Source organism: Paenibacillus xylanilyticus (genome assembly GCF_009664365.1).
In the GTDB taxonomy this organism is placed as follows: Bacteria; Bacillota; Bacilli; order Paenibacillales; family Paenibacillaceae; genus Paenibacillus; species Paenibacillus xylanilyticus_A.
In genome coordinates this window covers 509,735-533,799 of sequence record NZ_CP044310.1, presented here as the reverse complement: position 1 = coordinate 533,799, position 24,065 = coordinate 509,735, and the positions used below count along the sequence as shown (strand labels likewise).

At 48.8% G+C, this 24,065-nt stretch carries 20 protein-coding genes and 1 pseudogene; 9 read left to right on the top strand and 12 right to left on the bottom strand.

What is annotated here, in order from left to right:
- Positions 1-32: 32 nt before the first annotated feature.
- Positions 33-665, bottom strand: coding sequence for an NAD(P)-dependent oxidoreductase (locus F4V51_RS02540; RefSeq protein WP_153976714.1), 633 nt, complete (start codon positions 663-665; stop codon positions 33-35).
- A 251-nt stretch (positions 666-916) separates the two neighbouring features.
- Positions 917-1,342: a GNAT family N-acetyltransferase gene (locus F4V51_RS02535; protein WP_153976713.1), complete on the bottom strand. Its 426-nt coding sequence runs from the start codon at positions 1,340-1,342 to the stop codon at positions 917-919.
- Between the two features lie 111 nt (positions 1,343-1,453).
- On the opposite strand from F4V51_RS02535, the gene F4V51_RS02530 reads away from it, so the two are divergent.
- Positions 1,454-2,344, top strand: a complete 891-nt coding sequence (locus tag F4V51_RS02530; RefSeq protein ID WP_153976712.1) for a hypothetical protein — start codon at positions 1,454-1,456, stop codon at positions 2,342-2,344.
- Positions 2,345-2,508: 164 nt separating this feature from the next.
- Here F4V51_RS02530 and F4V51_RS29340 read toward each other — a convergent pair whose 3' ends face one another.
- Positions 2,509-5,220, bottom strand: a complete 2,712-nt coding sequence (locus tag F4V51_RS29340; RefSeq protein ID WP_153980533.1) for an S-layer homology domain-containing protein — start codon at positions 5,218-5,220, stop codon at positions 2,509-2,511.
- Positions 5,221-5,578: 358 nt separating this feature from the next.
- Between F4V51_RS29340 and F4V51_RS02520 the strand changes: the two genes are divergently transcribed.
- Both F4V51_RS02520 and F4V51_RS02515 read left to right on the top strand, forming a co-directional pair.
- Positions 5,579-7,888: an AraC family transcriptional regulator gene (locus tag F4V51_RS02520; protein ID WP_153976711.1), complete on the top strand. Its 2,310-nt coding sequence runs from the start codon at positions 5,579-5,581 to the stop codon at positions 7,886-7,888.
- 147 nt (positions 7,889-8,035) lie between these two features.
- Positions 8,036-9,595 (top strand): extracellular solute-binding protein, encoded by a 1,560-nt coding sequence (locus F4V51_RS02515; RefSeq protein WP_323131800.1) that lies wholly within the window; start codon positions 8,036-8,038, stop codon positions 9,593-9,595.
- Positions 9,596-9,729: 134 nt separating this feature from the next.
- Here F4V51_RS02515 and F4V51_RS02510 read toward each other — a convergent pair whose 3' ends face one another.
- From F4V51_RS02510 to F4V51_RS02485, 6 genes are all read right to left on the bottom strand, one after another.
- Positions 9,730-9,969, bottom strand: a complete 240-nt coding sequence (locus F4V51_RS02510) for a YezD family protein (RefSeq protein ID WP_095291770.1) — start codon at positions 9,967-9,969, stop codon at positions 9,730-9,732.
- 222 nt (positions 9,970-10,191) lie between these two features.
- The gene (cysW, locus tag F4V51_RS02505) at positions 10,192-11,067 is read right to left on the bottom strand and encodes a sulfate ABC transporter permease subunit CysW (RefSeq protein ID WP_153980532.1); all 876 of its coding nucleotides are present in this window, start codon (positions 11,065-11,067) and stop codon (positions 10,192-10,194) included.
- Between the two features lie 228 nt (positions 11,068-11,295).
- On the bottom strand, positions 11,296-12,132 hold the full coding sequence (cysT, locus tag F4V51_RS02500; protein WP_153976709.1) for a sulfate ABC transporter permease subunit CysT: 837 nt from the start codon (positions 12,130-12,132) through the stop codon (positions 11,296-11,298).
- A 79-nt stretch (positions 12,133-12,211) separates the two neighbouring features.
- Positions 12,212-13,291: a sulfate ABC transporter substrate-binding protein gene (locus F4V51_RS02495; RefSeq protein ID WP_153976708.1), complete on the bottom strand. Its 1,080-nt coding sequence runs from the start codon at positions 13,289-13,291 to the stop codon at positions 12,212-12,214.
- A gap of 476 nt (positions 13,292-13,767) precedes the next feature.
- Complete coding sequence (locus F4V51_RS02490) at positions 13,768-15,576, bottom strand: rhamnogalacturonan lyase (protein WP_221804822.1); 1,809 nt, start codon at positions 15,574-15,576, stop codon at positions 13,768-13,770.
- A 329-nt stretch (positions 15,577-15,905) separates the two neighbouring features.
- Positions 15,906-16,961, bottom strand: a complete 1,056-nt coding sequence (locus F4V51_RS02485) for a lactonase family protein (RefSeq protein WP_153976706.1) — start codon at positions 16,959-16,961, stop codon at positions 15,906-15,908.
- A 267-nt stretch (positions 16,962-17,228) separates the two neighbouring features.
- Here F4V51_RS02485 and F4V51_RS02480 point away from each other — a divergent pair, with 267 nt between their 5' ends.
- On the top strand, positions 17,229-18,080 hold the full coding sequence (locus tag F4V51_RS02480; RefSeq protein ID WP_162009876.1) for an AraC family transcriptional regulator: 852 nt from the start codon (positions 17,229-17,231) through the stop codon (positions 18,078-18,080).
- A 139-nt stretch (positions 18,081-18,219) separates the two neighbouring features.
- Complete coding sequence (locus tag F4V51_RS02475) at positions 18,220-18,903, top strand: S-layer homology domain-containing protein (protein ID WP_153976704.1); 684 nt, start codon at positions 18,220-18,222, stop codon at positions 18,901-18,903.
- Between the two features lie 121 nt (positions 18,904-19,024).
- On the opposite strand, the gene F4V51_RS02470 is transcribed toward F4V51_RS02475, so the two are convergent.
- Both F4V51_RS02470 and F4V51_RS02465 read right to left on the bottom strand, forming a co-directional pair.
- Positions 19,025-19,651 carry a nitroreductase family protein gene (locus tag F4V51_RS02470; RefSeq protein WP_127539177.1) on the bottom strand — a complete coding sequence of 209 codons (627 nt, stop codon included), beginning with the start codon at positions 19,649-19,651 and terminating at the stop codon, positions 19,025-19,027.
- A 212-nt stretch (positions 19,652-19,863) separates the two neighbouring features.
- Positions 19,864-20,322: an Rrf2 family transcriptional regulator gene (locus tag F4V51_RS02465; protein WP_095361548.1), complete on the bottom strand. Its 459-nt coding sequence runs from the start codon at positions 20,320-20,322 to the stop codon at positions 19,864-19,866.
- 418 nt (positions 20,323-20,740) lie between these two features.
- On the opposite strand from F4V51_RS02465, the gene F4V51_RS02460 reads away from it, so the two are divergent.
- The 3 genes and pseudogenes from F4V51_RS02460 to F4V51_RS02455 all read left to right on the top strand — a co-directional run bounded on the left by F4V51_RS02460 (position 20,741) and on the right by F4V51_RS02455 (position 22,035).
- On the top strand, positions 20,741-21,466 hold the full coding sequence (locus F4V51_RS02460; RefSeq protein WP_153976703.1) for an MBL fold metallo-hydrolase: 726 nt from the start codon (positions 20,741-20,743) through the stop codon (positions 21,464-21,466).
- Positions 21,463-21,591, top strand: a pseudogene (locus F4V51_RS28970) (TetR family transcriptional regulator); the annotation flags it as partial. The gene F4V51_RS02460 and the pseudogene F4V51_RS28970, both read left to right, overlap by 4 nt.
- 51 nt (positions 21,592-21,642) lie before the next feature.
- Complete coding sequence (locus F4V51_RS02455) at positions 21,643-22,035, top strand: TetR-like C-terminal domain-containing protein (RefSeq protein WP_236146776.1); 393 nt, start codon at positions 21,643-21,645, stop codon at positions 22,033-22,035.
- 106 nt (positions 22,036-22,141) lie between these two features.
- On the opposite strand, the gene F4V51_RS02450 is transcribed toward F4V51_RS02455, so the two are convergent.
- On the bottom strand, positions 22,142-23,275 hold the full coding sequence (locus tag F4V51_RS02450; protein ID WP_153976701.1) for a hypothetical protein: 1,134 nt from the start codon (positions 23,273-23,275) through the stop codon (positions 22,142-22,144).
- Between the two features lie 302 nt (positions 23,276-23,577).
- On the opposite strand from F4V51_RS02450, the gene F4V51_RS02445 reads away from it, so the two are divergent.
- On the top strand, positions 23,578-24,063 hold the full coding sequence (locus tag F4V51_RS02445) for a CcdC family protein (protein ID WP_176476192.1): 486 nt from the start codon (positions 23,578-23,580) through the stop codon (positions 24,061-24,063).
- The last annotated feature ends 2 nt before the right edge of the window (positions 24,064-24,065 follow it).

The window sequence follows — 24,065 nt, the reverse complement described above, 5'->3', positions numbered from 1 at the left end:
TTCGGTTCTCCTAGCTCCCGGCAAACTCTCCCTTAATAAGCTACCGTAAAACGGGAACCAATAAACTGCGGATCATCAAGCTCATCCACCAATGCCGCAGCAAAGTCGCCAACCGAGATCGTGCTCTCTCCCAGATCATCGGTCACCAAACGATTCATTCCGATCCGGAAATGGCCTGTCCGCGGTCCGGATGTAATTGTTGCCGCCGGGCTCATATACGTCCAGTGGATATCCGATTCCTCGATTAAGCCATACGCATCCAAATGCGCCTTCGCCAGGGTTCTAACTTCCTCCGGAAATCCGGGTGTATCCATCAGCATCTCACCGGAATCGGTCAGCAAGCTGCCAGCTCCGCCAACAACAACCAGACGGCTGGCTTTGCCGCGGCGAACACCCTCAATGAGTGAACGTGTAACTTCCAGCAGTTCCTCTTCTTCTCCGAATTTCGGACCATAGGCACTAACGACAGCTTCCTGGCCTGCTGTAAAATCGGCTACCTGATCCGGGTTCAGCAAATCTCCCTTTTCCACTCGCAGACGTTCATGAACCATTTCCACTTTGGACGGATCACGCACAATCGCAGTCACTTCATGCCCGCGGTCCATCAGCTCCCACAGTATCGTCTTTCCAATCGTTCCAGTCGCTCCAAAAATCGCAACTTTCATATCTTATCCCTCTTTTCATTAGATATCATCTAGTCAACATACCGTTATATTGTAATACTTAATCCTATTGTTATATACCTTAAACGGCTCACGCCATCTTAAACCGTCTGTACTCACTTGTAAACCAATGTTAATAAACCGACAAGAATTCACACATCCAATAAGCAACGCTGCACCTATCTTCTGCATCCAATGCATCTTTTACATAGCAAAAAAAGCCGCTATGGCGGCTTCAAAACCGGGATGTTTACTTATTTAAGTCCATCCTCCCCTTGCCTCCACCACATGCCTTCCGATTTCGGGCTGGTATAGGTGAAACCAAATTGGGAGTACAGGCGATCTGCAGGTACATCCGCAAGAAGACTCACCAAGCCTCGAGCAGGCACATGTTCACGCAAATACTTCATGATCTCGCTCATAATCAACTTGCCATATCCCCTGCCTTGAACATCCGGGTGAACCGCAATATCCACCACCTGAAAGAAACAACCGCCATCCCCAATAACCCTGCCCATGCCTACGAGTGCATCTCCATTCCGTATACATACGGCAAAAAGACTGTTCGGCAGTCCTATTTCTGCTCCCTCCTTGCTCATCGCACTGAGACCCGCAATTTGTCGCAAGGCAAGATACTCTGCTGCTGTGGGTGGAATGTGTTCAATGCTGATCTGGTCCATGAATTGTGCCCCTTTCTGCTTGAATTCATCTACTTCCTGTGTAATAGTGAGAGAAAGCTTACGTGAAGCGTGTTTCAAGATACGTCAAGTTTGTGCAAAGGAGGAAAACGTGTGTTTCAACCCTGGATCGAAGAGCTGCTATCGCGCCCCGGCGCTGAGGCTATGCTGTTTGGAGTCATAGCTCTGCTGCTCGCGATATATATATGGTCCGCCACTGAAGTTCGCCGCAGCCACGAAAGGCGAATGCGAAGGATACGAGATACATTATACATAAGCACAACCCTCTTGGGAAAACTCACCATTCTGGAACATAAACAGTATGCATTCTCAGAAAATGAACAACAGGATCTGTTCATGGCCATGCTGGCCTGCAAAACGGCATCTGACCTCTCCTCTACGTTACAGGATCAGATCCGCGATTGCATCAAGGAGCATGATCCTGCCAGACTCGCGCTGATGCACAGAGCATTGGAACGAGAATGCACCGCATTATCAAATGAACTCGGTCAAGATAACCGAACAGATCATTGGGGCGAGGCCATCTGGACAATCTTTCGGCCTCTGGCCGAACCGGCTGCACTGGCAGCTACCCTGTTTCTGGTTGCTGATCTTGTGTTCCGCCAGCGACTGTTGGACGTTTCCGTAGATTCATGGGAGAGCGTCCTCCCGTGGTTGCGTGCTGTTTCCTTAATGATTGCCATAATGTATGGTTATCTGCTCTGGGCCAGCCTGCGCCGCGAACCATCAGGTACAGTGAACAAAATACTCTTCTTGCTGATCATGCTATGCTCGCTGCTCCATCTGATTGGGCCTGCTGCTGCTCCTTATGCCTTGGGATTACAGCTGATCCTGTTCGTTTCAGGTTTCGGGTTTACTGGAACTCGCCCACGTAGTGATCGCCCTTATGTAGGTCATACCGAGCTGGAGCCAACGAATGAGCCACCTACTGAAATCGAAGTGAGTGCAGCACGTAAAGCTGGTGCCTACACGGGCGAATCGTGAGGACCATGCCCTTTTTTCATGTAATCTATAATAATCAAATGGGTAAACCAGAACTCTCACGACTGAATCCTGCGTGTTGCTCGGGATGCAAAAAGGACTGAACTACAACGTAGTTCAGTCCTTTTCCATATAAGAATAGTATGGCTTTGGTAAAATGCGTTAGCTTATTTCGCTACAACATGTGCAATGATGCGATCCTTTTCATAAGTAACCTGAACGTCATAACCATCCGCTGTGACTTGGTCGAATTCACCTTTAATTACGCCAGCGGTCATTAAAGTTATATCCTTGGAACCTTCGATCTTATAGTTGGACAAGTCCAGATTGAGGTTTCCACCATCCAGATACAGCTTTTTACCAACATTAACCTGACTGTTATCATCGTCCATAACCAATTCCAACGTTCCATTGTCCATGGTAAAGTTTCTATTTAATTTTAATGCTCCATCCGCTTGAACGATGACTTTTCCATTCTCCACATACAGATCACCGAGACCAAAGGCAGTTGCAGATTCAGCCACCAGCGTTCCTGCCTGCAGCAGCGTTCCGCCTGTGTAACTGTTATTGCCTGTCATGGTAAGTGTTCCTGTTCCCTTTTTCGTCAGCATCCCACTGCCGGAGATATCATTTCTCCACCAATCCTCTGCATTGAAACGCCCTTTGGAAGCATCCATATCTACGGTTACATTGTTTATGAATGCACCGTAGCCATCCGCTGCCGTCACCAAGTCCAATCTGCCCCAACCGTTAGACTCGTCCAGAACCGGATAACCGGAATCAATGGATGTCGTATACAACACTTCTCTACGCTGCTCATCGTTCAAATAAGGCTGGCGTGTCTTCAATAGCGCCTCTGCTCCTAATGGCACTTCAGGAGCCAAACCTTTGATTCCTGTTTGTGGCAGTCCATATGTGAGTTTATCGCGATAGAAGGCTTTATTGGCATCATGATCTTCCCATTTCTTTTCGTCATATGCACTTTTAAAGGTATAATCCTCTGTTACCGCGTGTGCATATTCGTACAAACTCATATTTTCTTTTTCTGCCAATGCTCCGAATACTTCTCCTGCATTGGTATATGCCTTTTCCATCAATTCCTGGTTCTCTTCCTTGTTGAAGGCATATGCAGCCATGGCTGTCGCTTGAATTCTTGCACCTATGACATCAAGCGGCGAGTGCATCCCGGTCACAATGCGATTTTCACCCATTTGAGCAGCTCTTGTTAAAAATTCAGAGAATCGTTCTGGCGTGGCGTAGGCAAAAGGAAGCACAGACAGATACGAAGCACTGGTATGACCGCTTGGGAATGCTCCATCCTTACCTCGTCCATCCTCCGCTATTCTTCGTACATAGCTTAATGCAGGAATAATTTCCACGTTGCTTTCGTATTGTTGGAAATGCTTTTCTCCCGTTGTTTTTGTTCCTCCTGAAGCCAAAGGCTCTTCTGTCACTTCACCCTTACCTAAGGTTTCCCACACAGCCAAACCATTCTCATCGACAACCTCTTTCACTTCTCCGTTCGAATTCATTCTCCATGGTCTTGGGGAAGAGTAGAAGTATTTCGAAGGGTTGGAGGATGAAGGAATTTTGAATCGAACCAGATCCACCAGAGCTACCATGTCTGCAAGCTCCGTTTTAGCCCAATCACTTCCCATTCCCTGGCTTTGGTCTTCTGCCGTTTCTTCGGTCAAGACAACATCCATATCCTTGATATCTCTTTCGACGCTTGTCGTTGGCTTAACGATATCTACATATGTGTTAGCCAGTGGGCCAAAAGCTTCCATCATACTGTAGATCTTATCTCTCTGGTCATCGTAATAGGCTGCTAACGCCTCTTCATCGGTACGATTTTGCGTCACATCTTCTACATATTTGATGTTAGCGACCCAAGTCGCTTGATTTCGAATTTCCTCGTTTGCGAATGTTTTTTGGTCGGCGACGGCTGTCTTTTGATCATTTTTAAAGCCATCATAATAGGGGGTCGGTCCATCGCCATACTTTGCAACCTCTCCCTTAACTCCCGGTTTCGTCGCAGCTGTCCCATCTCTCCATTCCGATTGGTTCATGGACCAGACTTGTTCAAAACCGTCCAAGATATCAATAAATGGATTCGTTGCCGCAATATTTTTCAACGTGCCGTCGTCCGCATTGCCTCCATGTTCCACTGCAGACAGACGAGCTTCTTCGGCAGGGGGTTCCACATTCAGCACATTAGCCGAGCCCTTTGGCTTGAATGGTTTAGCATCTGCGTTAGAGTCTATTTCCAAGGCATTAAAAAGTGCACTTACAGCTTCTGCACGTGTGATGGATTGAAGGGGTTTGAAGCTTCCATCCGAATATCCGGAAATAATTTTTGCTGCGGCAGTTCCGCCTACAGCTCCTTTGCTCCAATCCGCAATGGACGAAGCATCGCTAAATGCATTCGCAGCTCCCTCATTCAGGTCCAGATTCAGAATGCCAGCAATGATTTTGGCCGCTTCCTGACGTGTGATCGGATGTTGAGGTTTCATCGTTTGATCCGCATAACCATCCATATATCCAGCCGCACTAGCTGTAGAAACGGCCTGATAATACCATGCATCCTCAGAAACATCATTAAAGTTAATGGCAGCTTGTCCTGCATATCCAAAAGCACCATTCACCAGATTCATAAATTCTGCTCTCGTAATCTCGTTGTTTGGTTTGAATGAACGATCCAGATAACCCCGGATCAGTCCTTCATCACCCCATGCTTGAATGTTCGCTTCCGCCCAGTGTCCCTTAATATCAGAAAACTGAATCTTCTGATCGGCTGCAAAGCTCCGATCTGCAAACGTTGGGCTTACCATAGACAACATTAGAAGTAATGCCAGTGATTTTTTTAGTGGTTTTCTCATGGCCTGCAAATACACGCTCCCATAATCGTAATTTTCAATTTCATCAGCGAATGTGTAGGATCGTCTCCATTCATTCCGTGTCTGATCTGGGGTTACTTTAGCACTCGGGGGAGCCTGGCATCTATAGAACAAATTCCGTTTTATATCAAATTCGTACGTTTTGGCCGGTGCATTCTCCAAAAAATAGATTGAATCATAGAATCGTCATCTAGAGTGCTGTTGTTTGTAAATTTAGATTAACGGAAGGTAAATTGTTCAGGGGGTGTTTGTTAAATTTCGATCAACATGATTTCTAGTGCCGGGGCTATTATATAATGATGAAGTTGTCTAGAAACCAGTGATGAAGGAGGAAAAAAGAATGCGCAAGCTCTTCCAGTCGGTGAGATCCAGGATGGTTTTTTCCTATCTTGCTGTCGTCCTTGTTATTGCGCTTCTTTTCGGCTCTATCTTATATCTCTTCTTCTCCCATCAATACAGCAAAGAGATTCGGATCAACAAACAATTACAGCTGCAAAGCGCCGTCAATTATATTGAGACCTCCGTTATCGATAAGGTGAATCAGGTCTATCTTTCTCTTGCCCTGGGCAGCCCTGTCAGCATTCAGCTCGATAGCCTGCAAGGAAACCACAGCAAAATTCTGGACATCGAGCAGCTGCTCAAAAGTCAGGTGCAGAATTATTCCGACCTGATTCAGGCCATTCATGTGTACGATACAGAGAATCATTTCATGATCTCTTCTGTATATGGGCTGCAGCTCCATGAGGTCAATCCTTCGAGCGAAGATACTGCCTACGACTGGATTAAAGCGATGAAAAAGAGTGACAGAAGCTCCTTATGGATGCAGACACGTATGGTTCCCGAGGACACTTATATTGAATCACCCGAACAGAGCAGCACGATGCCTCTAATCTCCTATGTTCACAGTTATCCATTTCAGTCCTCTGGACAAGACAGTAAGGTCATGGTTGCGATTGATATCAAAGAATCGACGATCAGTCAGCTGATTCGTAATATGATTCCTGCAGACTATGAAAATACATACATCGTAGATCAGCGTGGGGTCGTCATATCTGCCGCTGATAAATCAATGTTAGGCAGCTCCACGAGCGAGAATCTGCTTCAGTCGCTGCTCTCCAGTCCTTCTTCCGGCGAGAGCTTCACGCCAATGTTTAATCATGATGCTTATGTTGTTTCCCATGAGCAATTCGAAGAAAATGGATGGAGAATGTACACAACCACCCCGAATAAAAGCTTCTATTATAAGCTGGATAGCCTAAAGGAGGTCTCTGCGCTTCTGGGTTTGATCGCTGTAGCGGTTGGGATAGCCATGTCGTTCGGCTTCACCGTAGCCAACTACAGTCCTCTTAAGCGGATCCTGAATAATATCAAGGCCAGGGTAGATAGCCCCGGCAGCCTGAAGCAGAATGAATATCGATTCATCGATTCGGCTATCAGCAGCCTGTCCACTAAAGTCGATAGTCTGGAAGAAACGCTGCAGGCCAATCACAAAATGATTAGACACAGTATTATGCTGAATATGTTAAATAACCGATTTACACCCGAAGAACTCACGGAACAGCTGCAATCTGTTCGGGTGTCGATGGCCTATTCCCGCTATCGCTGCATCGTCATTGACCCCGTCAGCGAGAAGTGGAAGGAATTGCAGCCACGACAATTGCAGCATACGTTGTACACGATGATTCAGCAGCTGGAGACAGCAGAAATGGCTGAAACCAAGCTGCTTGCGGAGGAACTGCAGGATCACAAAATAGCCGTGATCATCTGTACGAACCAATGCGAAGAGCCTGTTTCGGATCACATTGTAAGCTTTATTCATTCCGAGGCGAGAAGCCGGTTCAGTCTGGATTTCGCTGTGTCCTTAGGCGGCTGGGTAGAGCATTTCACGAAGATTCACACAAGCTATCATGAGGCGAACGCTTTGATTCAATACAGCTATTTCTTTCCCGCTCTGTCTGCCATTCAAGACCTTGATCTTCTGCAAAGGGAAACCAGCGGTTTGGAGATTCCGGACACGTACCTCATGAATTTTGAGAAGAAGCTGCAATCCCGTGATATGGACGGTACGGTTCAGGCCATTCAGGATGTGGTATCGACCATCAAGGCAGGCCCCTATTCAGCTGAATACAGCCGCATTATTTTATTAAAGATGGTTTCCATATACGCTGACTGCATTAGTCAGGTGCGCTGGCAGCCCGCCGAGGCGAGCTCCATGAATGTATACAAGCAATATTCCTCGTTCTACAATATCAACCGTTATTCGGAATGGATGACTCATCTCGTAACCGAATTTATCACACATATGGAGAAACGAAGCGAGGTCAGGAGTCCGGATACCATTTCAGCTGTTAAAGCTTACGTTCGCGAGCATCTTTCGGGCGATCTCACGCTGGATCATGTCGCGGAACAAGTGTTTATCAGTCCCAAATACCTTAGTAAGATCTTCAAGGAAGAGACAGGCATGGCCTATTCAGAATATGTCACAAATCAGAGAATGGAACGCGCACGCGAACTCATCGCCAAGCAGGAATTTACTATTGAGCAGGTTGCGAGCACGGTTGGATACCGTACCTCTGCTTACTTCATTAAGAAGTTCAAAGAAATTCACGGCTGTACACCGAAAACCTTCATGCGCAGTCTGATGAACTGATTGGCCGAAGGGTTATTCCTAATCTTGGACATTGATCCAGATATCAAATCACGAAAAGGAGCTGCTATGAACCTCAACCTTTCAAGAGCTCTGTGTCTATCGATCACAACCGTTATCCTTGTCATATGCTTGAGCGGCTGCTCCGTTTTGGGCGAACAACGCACTCAAATGCAGCAGCACAATCCTGCTTATGAGTCAGAGAAGGATACAGAGCCGCCATATACGATCTCCTGGACTATGCACCAGAATACTCCTGTTCCTGAGGATGCCGAGATGATTACCTATATTGAGGATCTTTTTGATGTGAATCTGGAGGTGTGGAACCTGGAGAACAGACGCTATGAGGACCTGCTGGACTTGAAGCTCGCTCAAGGGAACATACCGGATCTTCTTCGGATCAGGCAGCCACATGACCTGCTTAAATATCAGATGCAAGGGGTGTTAGCAGAAATTCCTGTGGACGTACTAGAAGAACATGCGCCTCATATTGTGAAGCGAATCCGTGATTATGATTCACGTTACTTGGAGTACGGAAAAATAAATGGTGCCTTATATGGAATACCGGTCATCAATCAGACTAACATCTACCGGACCCCTGTTGTATATCGGCAAGACTGGCTGGAGAAACTCGGTCTCGATATTCCGCGGACATTAGAGGAATTTGAGAAGGTTATGTATGCATTCGCCAAAGGTGACCCTGACGGAAATGGGCAACAGGATACATACGGGTTATCCAAAGAGGGCATGAATGTCGTTTTTGGTGCTTTTGGGCAGTCCGTTTTTACCGAGCAGCTGTACTTTAACCAAAAAAATGACCGACTCGTGATCGGCGCATTGGAACCAGAGATGAAGAATGCCTTGGCTTATCTGCAGAAGTGGTATCAGGACGGGATTATCGATCCCGAATTCATAACTGGTGAAAATAAAGGTGGCTATAAACATTTGTCCCACGCGTTTATTAATAGCAGAATTGGAATGACCTCCATGGGCAATTATTATCATTGGACTCAAGACGGAGATTATAGCATCCTTAATGAAAAGGACGAGGAAATTCCCGTTGAAGCCATGTTCAATGTCCATGAACTCCAGCAGAAGAACGCAACTGCAGACGTTGAATTCGGTCCTCCTGTTACAGGGCCTGATGGACTCCGTGGCTCCAAAGGTTACAATCTGCTGATGAGTTTCATTACAATCGGGGCCGATGCGGTCAAGGAGCCTGGCAAACTGGAAAAAATCCTTGAAATTCTCGATTATGTCAGTGCAAACTCCGATCCGGCAGAGCAGATCAAAATGGAATATGGCCTTCCAGGAAAGCACTGGGACTGGAGCTCTTCATCTTCAGGGGAATTTCACATTCTGCCCCCATATAACCGTATGGAGAATTACACCAATATGATCGGCTCCAGCATTGGCATGGCTGTTCCAGGTGCATCCATCGGCAAACGGGAGCAGTGGGCTGCATCTGAGGGATTGACGGAGAATGGTATTTATAATCAACTGGAGGTGGCCACCCCTGCCCTGATTCGATATTCATCTGAGTTGATCCATATGAGGGACAGGGCATACATCTCCATCATTACGGGGGATCAGCCTGTTGAAAGCTTTGAACCCTTCGTGGAGGAATTTATGGAAGCAGGCGGGCAGCAGGTACTGACTGAAGCCAATAAATGGTATAACGGGCAAATGGAGAAAAGTTCCAAGAAATAGTTTGGCCGCATTATCCCTTTAAAAGCATGAACTACCCACGAGTTTTCGAAAGAATACGTGTTCTTTGGAAAACTTATGGGTAACTCACACTAAGCCTATGCTTCAATCTGTGCTTCCTGATGCCGCCTCAGTCTCTACCCCTTCGCACTTGCGTTCGATCCGCGCAATGAGCGGGGGGAGCTGCTTCGTGCAGTGCTGCCGGATTTGGAGGTGCTGCCTGAGGGCGTGTTCTCAAATCGTTTGCGTTCAGTCCGCTCCATCTGCACAATCTGACCTTCATGTACAACGATGTGAAGCGAGCCAAACTCCATGTCATTCAGCTGTCCGGCAATTCGATCCATCCATACCTCATCCACTTTTAACGGCTTAGCCATAGAGCCGCCTCCTCTTCCCGGGCTGCTGCCCGCTATATGATTGACGCGTGATCATCCGTCCGACTTATAATTCATTCTTATCCAACCCATATACTTGGTTTATACATTAGCAGGGCTTCCATTAGCTGTCAATCTGTATTTTTAAGAAATGTAAATGAATGATATTGAACTCGTGAGAACTTCCAAAAAGGCTGGAAAGAGGGCCGAAATTCGGACCCTCAACTACTTCTCTGAAACCGTTCTGTGTCCCAGCCAGCTCTTGAGCAGCAGCGTTGCCAGAGCCAGGATCAGTAATAAGGAAGCGACAGCGAACGATGCCGAGAACTGGTACTCGTTGTATAAAATCTCGACATGCAGCGGCAGTGTATTCGTCTCTCCGCGAATATGTCCCGACACCACCGATACAGCTCCGAACTCGCCCATCGCACGGGCATTACACAGAATGATGCCGTACAGCAGCCCCCACTTGATGTTGGGCAGCGTGACATTCCAGAAGATGCGCCATCCCGAAGCGCCGAGCGTAACTGCTGCCTCCTCTTCCCTCGTACCCTGATCCTCCATTAATGGAATGAGTTCTCGTGCCACAAAAGGAAAGGTAATAAACAGCGTTGCGATGATGATACCAGGCAAGGCAAAAATAATTTTGATATCATGCTCTGCCAGCCACGGACCAAACCAGCCATTGGAGCCAAATACCAGTACAAAGATCAACCCGCCCACCACTGGCGAGATGGAGAAGGGAAGATCAATTAACGTGATCATGATTCCCTTTCCCTTGAACTGGAACTTGGTGATGACCCAGGCTGCAGCTACACCAAATATCGTATTCAGCGGTACGGTAATCGCCGCTACCAGCAGTGTCAGCTTCAGGGCAGACATGGCATCCGGTTCGGTAAGAGCTGCAATATAGACACCCCACCCTTGCTTCAGTGCTTCCATCATTACAATGATTAGTGGCAAAATAAGCAGCCAAAGCAGTACCAGACTTGCCAGTCCGATCAACAGCCATTTGACCCATGGAGCTTCCGTCGTTGCACGGTTTGGCCCCGGACCGGTTCGCACTTGGGGAGCAGGCGTTACTGGAACGGAACCCGCCATCATATGTACCTCCTTTTGGTTTATATAAGTTGAACTAATAATTTTTACACTGGACCACTACAAGGCCAGAACATCTTCCGATCGCTGTTATCCCCAGATTTTTTTGAACCACTCCTACAATGGAGAAATCCGGGGATAAAGGCGAACGCTCCGCTTCTCCAGATTTTTCTGTCCTCTCCGTTATGGTGTAAATGTCAAGTTCAACTTATATAGGTTAGCTACGATTGCCTAAGCCCGGCCTGCCTTCCTGCTCCAGCGCTGAAGGGAGTTAATCACCAGCAGCAGGACAAAAGAAACCAGCAGCAGCAGCAAGGCTACAGCCGTAGCTCCTGCGTAATCGAACTGCTCCAGCTTCGCCATGATCAGCAGGGGGGCAATCTCCGTTTTCATCGGCATGTTGCCCGAGATAAATACGACTGATCCATATTCCCCAATGCCTCTGGCAAAAGCAAGTGCAAACCCGGTCAGCAGTGGCGGGATCAGGTCCGGCAGCAATATCGTCCGAAAAATGCGCCATCTCCCTGCTCCCAGCGTCGCGGCTGCCTCTTCCACTTCGGCCTCCAGCTCTTCCAGAACCGGCTGTACCGTACGTACAACAAACGGAATGCCGATAAACATCAGTGCCAAGGTAATGCCTGCCTGCGAATACGCCAGCTTGATACCCAAAGGCTCCACCAGCTGCCCTATCCATCCATTTCCGGCATACAGAGCCGTAAGGGCAACACCTGCCACTGCAGTAGGCAGGGCGAATGGCAGATCAATGACCGCATCAAACAGGCGCTTGCCTGGGAATTCGTATCGGACCAGCACCCAAGCCAGGAGCAGCCCAAGAACCAGATTAATCAAAGCAGCGACTCCTGCCGTCAGGAAGCTAACCTTGAAAGAAGCAAGCACCCGGGGGTTACTTGCTGTCTCAATTAACGTGGACCAGGTCAGGCCCGTGGAGTTAAAGATCAACGCTGTCAGTGGAATAAGTACAACCAGGCTCAGGTAGAACACACTGTACCCCATTGTCAATCCGAAGCCCGGCAGTGTGCGTCTCCGGGCCACCATCACCTTGCTCATGGACGTTCATCCTCTCTGCCTTCAGCCGGTAGGGCTGGTTGGCCGCTTACATGGCGGTGAGCTCTATTTGTATCCAACATTAGCTGCCTGGAACGTAGATCTGGTCAAAGATCCCGCCGTCGTTAAAGTGTTTGGCCTGCGTATCCCGCCAAGTGCCAAATACATCATTCAGGGTAAACAATTCAACATCCGGGAATTGGTCTTTGAATTTCTCCTTCACGCTATCCAGCGTCGGGCGATAGTAATTTTCCGCGGCAATGGTCTGCCCCTCTTCGCTATACAGATACTTCAGATAAGCGTCTGCGACCTCGCGGCTGCCTTTTTTGTCTGCATTTTTATCCACGATCGCTACAGGTGGTTCAGCCAAGATACTAACGGAAGGAACAACGATATCGAATTTGTCCGGACCCAGCTCTTTTACCGATAAGAACGCTTCGTTCTCCCAGGCCAGCAGCACATCACCGATACCACGTTCAACAAATGTTGTCGTAGAGCCACGAGCCCCGGAATCAAGTACAGGTGCATGCTTGAAGAGTTCACTAACGAATTCCTTCGCCTTCTCCTCATCATTGTTGTTTTTCTTCAGTGCATATCCCCATGCCGCCAGGTAATTCCATCTTGCTCCACCGGACGTTTTCGGATTGGGGGTAATCACCTGGGTATCCCCTTTGATCAGATCATCCCAGTCCTTAATGCCTTTCGGATTGCCTTTGCGTACCAAAAATACAATGGTTGAGGTATATGGGGAGCTGTTGTGCTCGTATTTATCCTGCCAGCCCGCATTAATCAGCCCTTTATCCTCGATCGCGTCGATATCATATCCCAATGCCAGTGTAACGATATCTGCGTCCAAGCCATCGATCACAGAACGACTCTGTTTGCCGGAACCGCCGTGTGACTGCTTGATCGTCACTTCCTGGCCTTTTTCTTTTTGCCAATACGCTGCAAACGCCTTGTTATATTGCTCATACAGCTCCCGCGTCGGATCATAGGATACATTCAGCAGCTCGATGGCTTTGGCCGCTTCCTTGCCGCTATCCTGCTCTCCCGATGTTCCTGCTGCACTGGAACCGCTGCTCTCCGCGCCGCACGCTGCCAATACCCCTGTTAATACCAATGCCAGACCAACCAGAATACCCTTATGAATTCTCTTTTTCATAAACAACACTCCCCCCAGAATGGTTCTGCAATGACTACCTCAGGCAGGCTGAACAGTATGGAACGCACCGAAAAAGAACAAAAGACGGAGGAACCACCAAGCACACTTCTCCCTCACAAAGTCATGCCGACCCAAGGCCGTGTATGCTTCATCCAGAAATGATGTGCTGCGGTGTTCCTCCGTCGATACGGTTAGAACGTTATTCTGTTCAAATTACTCTTCTCTGACTGTAATGACTGCTGCCGCAATAGTTAAAGCAATCATTTTCATTATTCCTACCTGTTTAGTAAGTTATATGCATATCATAAGGGCAGCCCTCTGGCCTGTCAAACGTTTTTTCCGATTTGTTCCGGATTTCTATTCCATTGACATGGAATGAAAAAAGGACAACAGGATGCCCCTGTTGTCCTCGGATCAGGCAGAATAACGGATTAACATTGAATCTTGCTATGGTAGCCGCAGCTTATGCTTATCTCCTATTTTCCGGCGTAATGAATATTGGGTACCGGTGGCGTGCTCATGCCTTCACCCAAATAAAAACCGGTGTGGGGTGGTTGATTATAGGCAACATTTTGCCATGCGATACCAAGACGATACACCGGATCATGCATCAGGGTATAAATCCGCTTGTCCGTGACCGCAGTTGTGGTGTAGATCCGCAGCGCAGAGCTATCGCTTGTCCGCCATACCACCTCTTCCCTCCAGTCCCCGAACAGGTCAGCCTGCAGATTCGGTGTGGATTTTGTACCGTTATTGGAGGAGACACCTGAAGCTGTCAGCAAATTAACCGTTTTGCTGTTGGCATAATCCCACTTATCGATTCTGTTGCTGTCCAGTAGTTCCCGCAGCAGATCTCCATCCCACCAGATGCCAAAATTCGTGGATGAAGGCAAGGTTGTTCCAATCTTCTGTCCTTTGGCTGTATACAGACCACCGTCTGCCCAAACCTCAGCCCCTTTATATCTCGGGTCGATATCCGCTGCCATGCCGCGTCCGATATCCTTTGTTGTAGGTATGCCCCAGATCAGCTGCCCTGTACGTGCATCACGGAATTCAACTCCCGCATTGGACGGGGTCTCATGAACCTGAAATACCTCCAGCCCGGCACGGTCGGGGTCCAGGTCACTTAGATGCATGGCGTCGCCATGATGAAGCCCTGTCGTGTACAACCCTTTTCCGTTATCATCCACCGCCATGGCACCATAGATAATCTCATCCTTGCCGTCGCCATCCACGTCCGCTACGCTCAGATTATGATTTCCCTGACCGGCATACCCGGCATTGCCGGATGTATTCGAATCGAATGTCCACTGCTTCGTCAGCTGCCCATTCCGCCAGTTGTAGGCTACAAGCACCGTACGCGTGTAGTATCCACGTGCCATGACCAGACTTGGACGTTCTCCATCCAGATAGGCAATCGCTGCGAGAAAGCGATCAACCCGGTTGCCATAATTATCTCCCCAATCGGATACGTTGCCACGTGCCGGTTCATAGTTCACTGTTGACAGGGCTTTGCCAGTTTGCCCGTTGAAGATGGTCAGGAATTCCGGTCCGGATAGAACGTATCCGCTGGAATTGCGGTAATCCTTGCTGGCATCGCCAATGACCGTACCGGTGCCATCCTTGCTGCCATCAGCCGTTTTCATCGCTACCTCTGCTTTGCCGTCGCCGTCCAGGTCATACACCATGAACTGGGTATAATGAGCACCTGCGCGGATATTTTTGCCGAGGCTAATTCGCCATAAACGTGTCCCGTTCAATTTATAGGCATCGATAAATACTTCACCGGTATATCCACTCTGAGAGTTATCCTTGGAGTTGGACGGGTCCCACTTCACGATTAGTTCATACTCCCCGTCGCCGTCCAGATCACCTGCACTGGCATCATTGGCGCTGTACGTGTAAGCCACCCCATCCGGTGTTGTCCCGCCCGCCGGTATGCTGAGGGGCACAGACAGGTAGTTGTTTCCCCATACACTCGCAGCTGCCGAAGCTGCCTGCTCGGTTCCTCCCACTACGGCCCGAACCGTATATTTGGAACTGCTTGTCCCGCTGGCATCCTGAAGGTTCGTACTATTGGTTATGGGGGATGCGTTCACTTTGGTTCCATCCCGATATACATTGAATGAAACGTTGGATCCTTCCGTACCCAAAAGACGCCAGCTGACAAACACACCCGTACCTGTCTTTACCGCAACCACCCCACGGTCCAGGAACTCCATCTGACGCGTACCCGCCGCCTCGGTTACCGGTGTGTTCCCCAGTCCAAACGCAGTCGTCAGCATGGCTGAACTTAGCAGGGCTATCCCGGCAATTCGCAGCGTCCTTCTCCAAGACAATCGATTCAACATAGAATAATAGCCTCCCCAAATGGAATTGGTAAGCCCGTTGTCCCTTTAGCGTCATCTTTATGTAAGCGCTTTAATATTTTCATTCTAAATTAAACATTTAATTCCATCTATAGGTCTAAATTAGTAATTTCGTGTCGTAAGGACTTTGATTTTGTATTCTTCGGGATACGTTGAATTATAAAAAAATAAAGACCATGCAGGATTAGGCCCATGCATGGTCTTGAGTTCATTGGATTTGAACTAGCTCATTGCAGCACTGCAGCTTATACCACAGGGGTAATGCATACCGGACGTGACACTTCGAGCTTGAATCCATTGTGCGTCAGACGCCCGTCTTCCCCATCCATTTGAAATGCAACAATATTGTTGCTATCCTGATTGGCCACGAGCAGAATGCCGCCTGGCAGCAAATTGAAGTTGCGAGGAGTCTGACCGATGGTCGACGTCCATTCCACGGCTTCCAATTTTCCGGACTCCTGATCAATATGATACAGCACGATGCTGTCATGGCCGCGGTTGGAAGCGTACAGGAAACGGCCGCAAGGGGATACACGAATATCTGCAGCTGTTCCTTCTCCCGAATGCCCCTCAGGCAGTGTGGAGATATGCTGCTGCGTATTAAACTCACCTCTCCGCTCGTCATACATGAATGCGGTAACCGTGTTGTTCAGCTCATTAATGACATATGCCCACTTTCCGCTTGGATGGAAAACCAAATGTCTTGGACCAGAACCAGGGGGCTGATTCATTTCGCGGTGTGTGACCAGCCTTCCTTCTTCCATACGGTAAACAATAATCTGGTCGAGCCCAAGATCACATACGACCGCATACTGTCCGGACGGATCCGGCTGTATGGAATGAGCATGAGGTCCTTCCTGACGATCATCGTTTTTCCCTCTCCCCGTATGTTCAACCAGTGCACTCATCTCTTCAAGCGTCCCTTGATCCCCTACCGGGAATACATTCACACTCCCGCTGCTGTAGTTCGAAGTCAGAACCCATTTGCCATCCTTGGTGACCGACACATAACAAGGAGAAGCCCCTTTGGTCAGTTTGCGATCCATCAGATGCAGTTCACTCGTTGCCGTATCCCTGCGATATACAAGCACCTCTCCCTCATCGGTTTCACTCGCAGCGTACAGACAGTTGGCATCTGGGCATAATGCGAGATAGGATGGATTGTCCACACCCTCAGTATGACTGACGATTCTCATCTCACCTGTATCTGCATCGAGTGCGCACAGCACAATCCCCGGTTGATCCGCTGATGCATAAGTTCCTGTATAGAAAAAGGTTTCATTCGCAGCTGTTCGTTCCATATCTCTCATCTCTCCTTCTCTTTTCCAATTCTACGTCTATCTCTCTTCATGAGTCGGTTCATGCTCTGGATTGATGTTTCCACTATAATGTACTTACCCAATTCACCGGCTTCTGCTTCATCGGAACAGACGCAACGTTCTGAAGATCATGATATTTCTGTGAACGCTTGCATATCCGTCATTGACTCCCCCATCCTACCTCACCATAATACAAGTATGAGACCTTACAACCGTACAACCACACTGCGTAAATCTGCTGGATTCCCTATGCAAAAACTCGTTGTACTGCCTGATCCTCTGCTCGAAGAAGCAGCAAGATACCCAGTAACTTCAGGGCTGTACGTTACGGATATCGGATATTTCCATGAAGCGGAGCATCATTACCGGGATCGGCCTCAAGGATGTGACTCCCATATTCTCATGTATTGCGTACAAGGAACAGGATGGTACGAATTAGATGGCAGCAAGCCACAAGTTGTACATGCAGGTGACCTGGTCATCTTGCCTGCATATATGGCCCACGTTTACGGGGCTAATGCGGCCGAACCCTGGAGCATCTACTGGATTCATCTGCGCGGCGAACACGCTTCTACCTATATTGAACTGCTCCTGGCCCATAAAATCTCTGCCATCGTTCCTTCCAAAGCCCCCAAATGGCTGGAACTGTTCCATGAATGCTATGATGCACTGGAAACCGGGTACTCCCTGCAAGCCATGACATACGCTTCGCAGATTACGGGCTACATGCTCGGCATGCTGGCCTATGGTCAGGGAACAGGGGTCAGCATGATCAGCAGCAAACGGGCGGCTGAACAATCGGTCCAGTACATGCTGGAACACCTGGAGCGCGGATTGACTTTAAAGGAGCTCGCCGCACAGGCCCAGTTATCGGCACCCCATTATTCACAACTATTCAAGCAGGCAACTGGACATTCACCCATAGACTATTTCCTGCGACTCAAAATCCAGCATTCCTGCCGTTATCTTGATTTTACGGACTGGACCGTCAAACAGATCAGCTCTGAGCTGGGGTTCAAGGACCCTTATTATTTCTCACGACTATTCAGCAAAATGATGGGACGTTCACCTACGGAGTATCGCAACAAATCCAAGGGCTAGTTATGCATCCCCTTGTTACTTGAAACAAAATGAATCATCTGTTGGAAAATTGCAGCAACCTTTTTTAGACAAGGGTCGTCTATAGGGGCAAATAGCTTTTATACAAAGGGACTCCCTAGAAAAGTGAGGCGATTTCAATATGAAAAAAAATATACTAGCCACTATTACTGCCGGAGCACTGCTCACACTCTCCCTGAGTGCTGGCCCGATTAACGCTGCTCAAGCCCATTTTACTGACCTTCAAGGTATTGCAGGTGCTGACAAAATTGAAGCTCTGCATCAGGATGGATTGATCAAGGGAGTGAGCGACGGCTTGTTCAAACCGGAACAGCAATTAAATACCGCACAAGGAGTGCAGCTGATTACCGATGGTCTCGATCTGAACCTGGATGCGATTCGTTTTATCAAACAACCGCTCCCGAGTGATACCTTCAGCAACGTCAAGGACGGTGTATGGTACAGCGATGCCTTCGTTCGTGCCCAGTATAATGGAATTCAGATGCCCAAGGACATCGATCCGGCTGCAGAAATGACACGCGAACAATTCACTCTGTTCCTGATGAAGGGGATCGAAGCCAAAGGCGGCCTGCCGATGATTAACATCAAACCGGTAGACATTACAGATGAACAGGAGCTTACTCCGGAATATCAGGGTGCGGTTCAGCGCTCGCTGGTTCTTAAAATCAACACGCTTGATGCGGATGGCAACTTCAATCCGAAGGAAACCATCACTCGCGCAGAAGCTGCAGTAATGATGTACAATGCCATCGAATACATGGAAAGCTTCCATGCTCCGCAAATCCCGGAAACACCTGAGAAATAAGAATTGCAATGAAGAGATGGAAAGGATGGGCGGCTGAGCTACCCAATCCTTCCTGCCTCTTACAGCAAATAGCCGCATGCTCCCTGAGGGGGCATGCGGCTATTTTTAATACGAATATATCTTAGAACGAACCTCTAACGACGACATCAGACAATGGTAAACGACCTGCCGGGCGAGCCGGTTGTGCCGCTTTACCTACTGTGATCAACATGATAGGAATGTAACGAGGAGGAATGTTAAATGTTTCAATCAGTTGCTGCGGGTTGTAACCACCCATTGGGCATGTATCATAGCCAAGGGAACGCGCAGCCAGCATAATGTTTTGCGAAGCCAAAGAAGCATTGCGGATCGCTTCGTCGCGAGCCGTTTGCTGGCTTTGATAAGCACCATTGATTTGACCAACCAACGCGTCGCGAATTTCAGGTTTCAAGTAGCCAGCTTCAACAGCCTGATCATAGATAACCGCATTGCGATTGGCTTCGAGGTCTCCGAGTACAGCGATTGTAACGGAGCTTTCTGTGATTTGACTTTGACCATAAGCGATCGGCAGCAATTTAGCCTTATCCGCTTCGGATTCAATCACAAGGAATTTCCAGTGCTGCAGGTTCCATGCAGACGGAGCTTCAGAAGCTGCAGTCAGGATCGCAGTGAGATCCTCCTCTGGCATAACAAAGCCGGCTTCATATTTCTTGACTGAATGACGTTCGTTAATGACGCGCAGTGTTTCATTGTTTTCAATGCTGGACATTCATTCCACTCCCCAAAGTTGTTTTTATTATATCTAATCATTTCTGTTGTTTCATTTATGTTCGCAAGGCCATATCAAGTGATCTCTACGAGATACCCACCTTCCGAAAATAACATCAGCGCAGACGATCGCACCCATCTGTGTTCACGTTATGCCCGGAATCTCCTGAAACATCCATGAATCTCATTTCACCGGGACAACGTGCATGCCAATTAACCGTTCGACGACAATTCATTCTTGGACGAAGAGCATGCTTCCCCATTTCCGATACGATGCTTCACATCCTCAATCGATATACTGTCGAAATAGGAAGTTAGCGCTTCCTCACCGCCATCATAGATGCTTCCCATGACATCCTGCATGTTAGAGGAGACGATGCAATTGGAACCGGACTCTCCGGAACACCAATTGGGCCCAAGTGAGCCGCCGGCAACCAGACGGTACAACTCTCCAAGCTTGATCTCTTCACTCGGACGACTGAGCAGGTATCCGCCGTGTGCACCTTCCTTGGTGGTCAGATAACCATTCTTCCGCAGCACACTAAGAACCTTGCGTACTCTCGCTGGGTGCGTACCGACGCTATGGGACAGGTCTTCACTGTTCGCCATGCACTCATCCTTCATGGACAGAAAAACCAGACAATGGACGGCAATGGTAAATTCACTGTTCATCACTTACTCCCTTCCCGGCAGCAATCACCGATGTGCTTCAACACAAGGTAAGTTCAACTGTTATTATAGGAATAACAGTTATGTTTGTCAACTTCTGCTCCCCTGTGCAACCAGGCTCAGGATTCCCTATAATAGCAGCTATTTTCGTCCTCAAACAGAACAAGGTCATTTTACGAAAGTAACCGCGATTCTATACAAAACGAACAAAAAAAGTGAGCCAATCGCATCGCGAATGGCTCCAAAAAGATAGACATATGAAAGGGCTTACGTCATCATTATAATCGGTATTTCTCAATTTGAAAACGCTTTTTTTGTAAAGAGAAGATTTTCCTCGATTTTTTTTATTTTACAAGGCAGCTTGCAAAAACTAATGCCATTAGTTATATTACTAATACCATTAGTTTTAGGAGGCCGATCGATGAGATTAACTCGTGAACATAACGTTATTCAGATTTCCTTTCTCCCTCGTCTTTTCCCTGTGAACGTCTATCTTGTGGAAGAAGATGATGGTGTAACCGTCATTGATGCGGGGATGCCATTTAGTCTGAAGGGGATTCTTGCTGCGGCTGAGTCCCTTGGTAAACCGATCACCCGGATTATGCTGACCCATGCCCATGGCGACCATGTCGGTGCGCTGGATGGTCTCAAGGAGGCCGTCCCTTCAGCAGAGGTCTCTATCTCCAGCCGGGATGCCAGGCTGCTGGCCGGAGATGCCGCCTTGCTTCCGGGAGAACCCCAGACTCCGGTACGCGGCAGTGTGCCGAAAGGTATCCGCACCCGTCCGGACCGGCTGCTGGAAGACGGCGATCGCATTGGTTCCCTGATCGCCATTGCTTCTCCAGGCCATACGCCAGGGCATATGGCCTTCATGGATACGCGCAGCCGTGTGCTCATTGCCGGCGACGCGTATCAGCTGCATGGCGGCCTCGCCGTCTCCGGCCGCGTGCGCCCGCTCTTCCCGTTCCCCGCGCTTGCGACGTGGAACCGGGAACTGGCTCTGGCCAGCGGGAAGCACCTGGCCGAGCTGGAACCGTCCGTGCTGGCGGTAGGCCACGGACGGATGCTGCGCCAGCCAGCGGCCGCCATGCGTGCGGCTGCGGCTGATGCGGAGCAGCGGCTGCGCCCTGCCGGGGGGCACCTGTGAGCCCGCGGCAGGGACTGGATCGCGGCACACTGCTAAGTGCCGCGGCCCAGCTTGCCGACAGCGACGGCTTCCAGGCGCTGACGCTGGCCGCACTGGCCCAGCGGCTGGACGTGCGCTCCCCGTCGCTGTACAACCACATCAGCGGGCTCCCCGGGCTTCGCCAGGAACTGGCGCTGATGTCTGTACTGCAGCTCAGCCAGGCACTTGCCACGGCTGCCGCTGAACGCACGGGCGACGAGGCCATACAGGCCATCGCCGCAGCTTATAATGGCTTCGTCCGCCAGCATCCAGGGCTGTACGAAGCCTCGTTCCACGCTCCGGATATCCATGAACCGGAGCTTGCCGCAGCCAATACAGCTACGCTGGAGATTCTGCTGCATGCATTGCAGCCCTACACGCTCACCGAAGCCGAAGCGCTGCATGCGGTGCGCGGATTAAGGAGCCTGTGCCATGGCTTCGCATCCATTGAAGCCCAAGGCGGATTCAACATGGATTTTGATTCTAATGAGAGTCTGCACCTGACCGTCCAGGCCTTCCTTAACGGGCTGCAGCATTTGCATCAGGACTGACTCTGCACCGTAAACATATGAAAAATCGTAAACATATGAAAAAGGGATGCAGCACTACACTGCATCCCTTTCTACCTTCTGTCGTTTCTCTTCGAACGGTATTTCTCTATGGCCACACATGCTCTTCGGCTTGAACATCCTTCAGAATCTGTTTCATGACAGGCACGTACACCTTCCAGTAAAACATATCCGGTATTTCTTTTCGATTCGGTGTAAGCCACTCTCTGATAACATCCCATCCCTTGATCCTGCGCCAGAATGAGTAATGCTCCATCTCTCCGAATGAACCTGTCATATAATACGACTGATACTCTCCATCATTACGAAGGATGGCTGGAAAATCACCTGGAATACCGGCATTAACCAGCTTCTGACGTCCTTCTTGAGTCAGGCTCGTTTTGTATCTTGCCAGTATCGTTTCTGGCGAATCCGGCACGACCACATCGAACCAGCTGGTATATTGGAACTCCTGCTGGATGCCGCTCCACTGCCTGCCTTTCTCCGTAAAAGACAGCTTGATCTCTGCTGTCTGGACATCCTTGCCGCCACGCAGCACGATGACCCGGCCATCGTCATGCACCAGGAGAATGCCCTTTCCGGAGTACGGCCAAGCCTGCCCTGCAATACGCTCATAATCCATGCGTACCTGTTCAGGCACTTGAACTCGGCTCTGCAGATTGGATATGTATTTCCCCCGCCATCCGCTGCTCTTCAAGCCCAGAATGGGATGAAGCTGCTCCCTGACGTTATCCGACGTCCATAAGGATTGTGTATTATACTCTGCAACGACGGCGACCCCTCTGCTGGCAGCTTCGCGAATTTTAAGGGCATCATAAACGGTTAACCCTGCGGGCTCCTCGACCTTCTTCGTTCTGAGACGAACAGAAGGTGCAGCATTTGTTTTAGATGAAGCCAGATAGATCAGATCGGTTTCAGTGACTTCGTCCGGAAGTTTTTTCGTTATTGGGGAAGCATGCTCTAGGAGGTTAACCTCATCCTCATTTTCGTCATAAACGTATCGTTCTCCGGTCTTCTGTACAATCTTCTGTTGATTCAATAGCCAAACCAGGCCCTTGTATCCCGGAGAAGGTGCATTAGCATTCGTTTTGTCTATAATCATGATGTTCAGCAGCACTGGTGCTTGAGATTGCCACCAGATCCAGGGGACAACCAGACCGACCGATATCACCGTCAGACAAGCCAGCAACCATAAGGTTAGCGGCCTGTGGTTTCTTTTCATGCTGTGTCTTCCTCCCAGGGTGTCTTGCTTGCTCTCTTAGTGCATCAAATATCGCGTGTAATTACCTGATTTGCCCTTGCTCGCATAAATGCACCTGCTTTGGACAAAATAGTACAAATTTTCAATACAAACTGTGTTCATCTCGTTATACCGTATTCGGGCAAAATGATGCACTAAGCATTCTATCGGCTTTCTTGGTTTGTGATATAATAGAATCTATATATAGAAACAATAAATTCTATGATTTGTTTGATGATCCGGATGTCCGGAACATATATTATTCCAGAAAGAGGGATATTTCCGTGGCTCAAATCAGTCCGTCTTACCTTCAGATCGGTGCAACCCTGGGTATGCTTATCATGGCATTGCTTGCCATTTTCATCCGTTTGAAAGCCAGTCACAGACCGGTGACCATACGCAAAATTCTGATTCCCCCACTGGGCATGAGTACCGGATTTTTCATGTTTGTTGTACCAGAGACGCATTTTCCGTTATGGTGGGCCTTAATTGCATTTTTGGTTGGCTGGTTCATCTTCTCGTATCCTCTCATTCGCAGTACCCGGTTTGAAAAGGTAAACGAAGAGATATTCGCGACCCGTTCCCGCAGCTTTGCCTTCATTCTGCTTGGGTTGCTGGCGGTACGTCTGATCCTGCATGAAGTCATTCAGCAGTACGTCACCATTCCGCAAACCGGTGGATTGTTCTTCCTTCTGGCCTTCGGCATGATCGTGCGCTGGCGGGTATATATGTATAAACACTACAAAGAAGTCGTTGCTGCATCGGCTTGAGC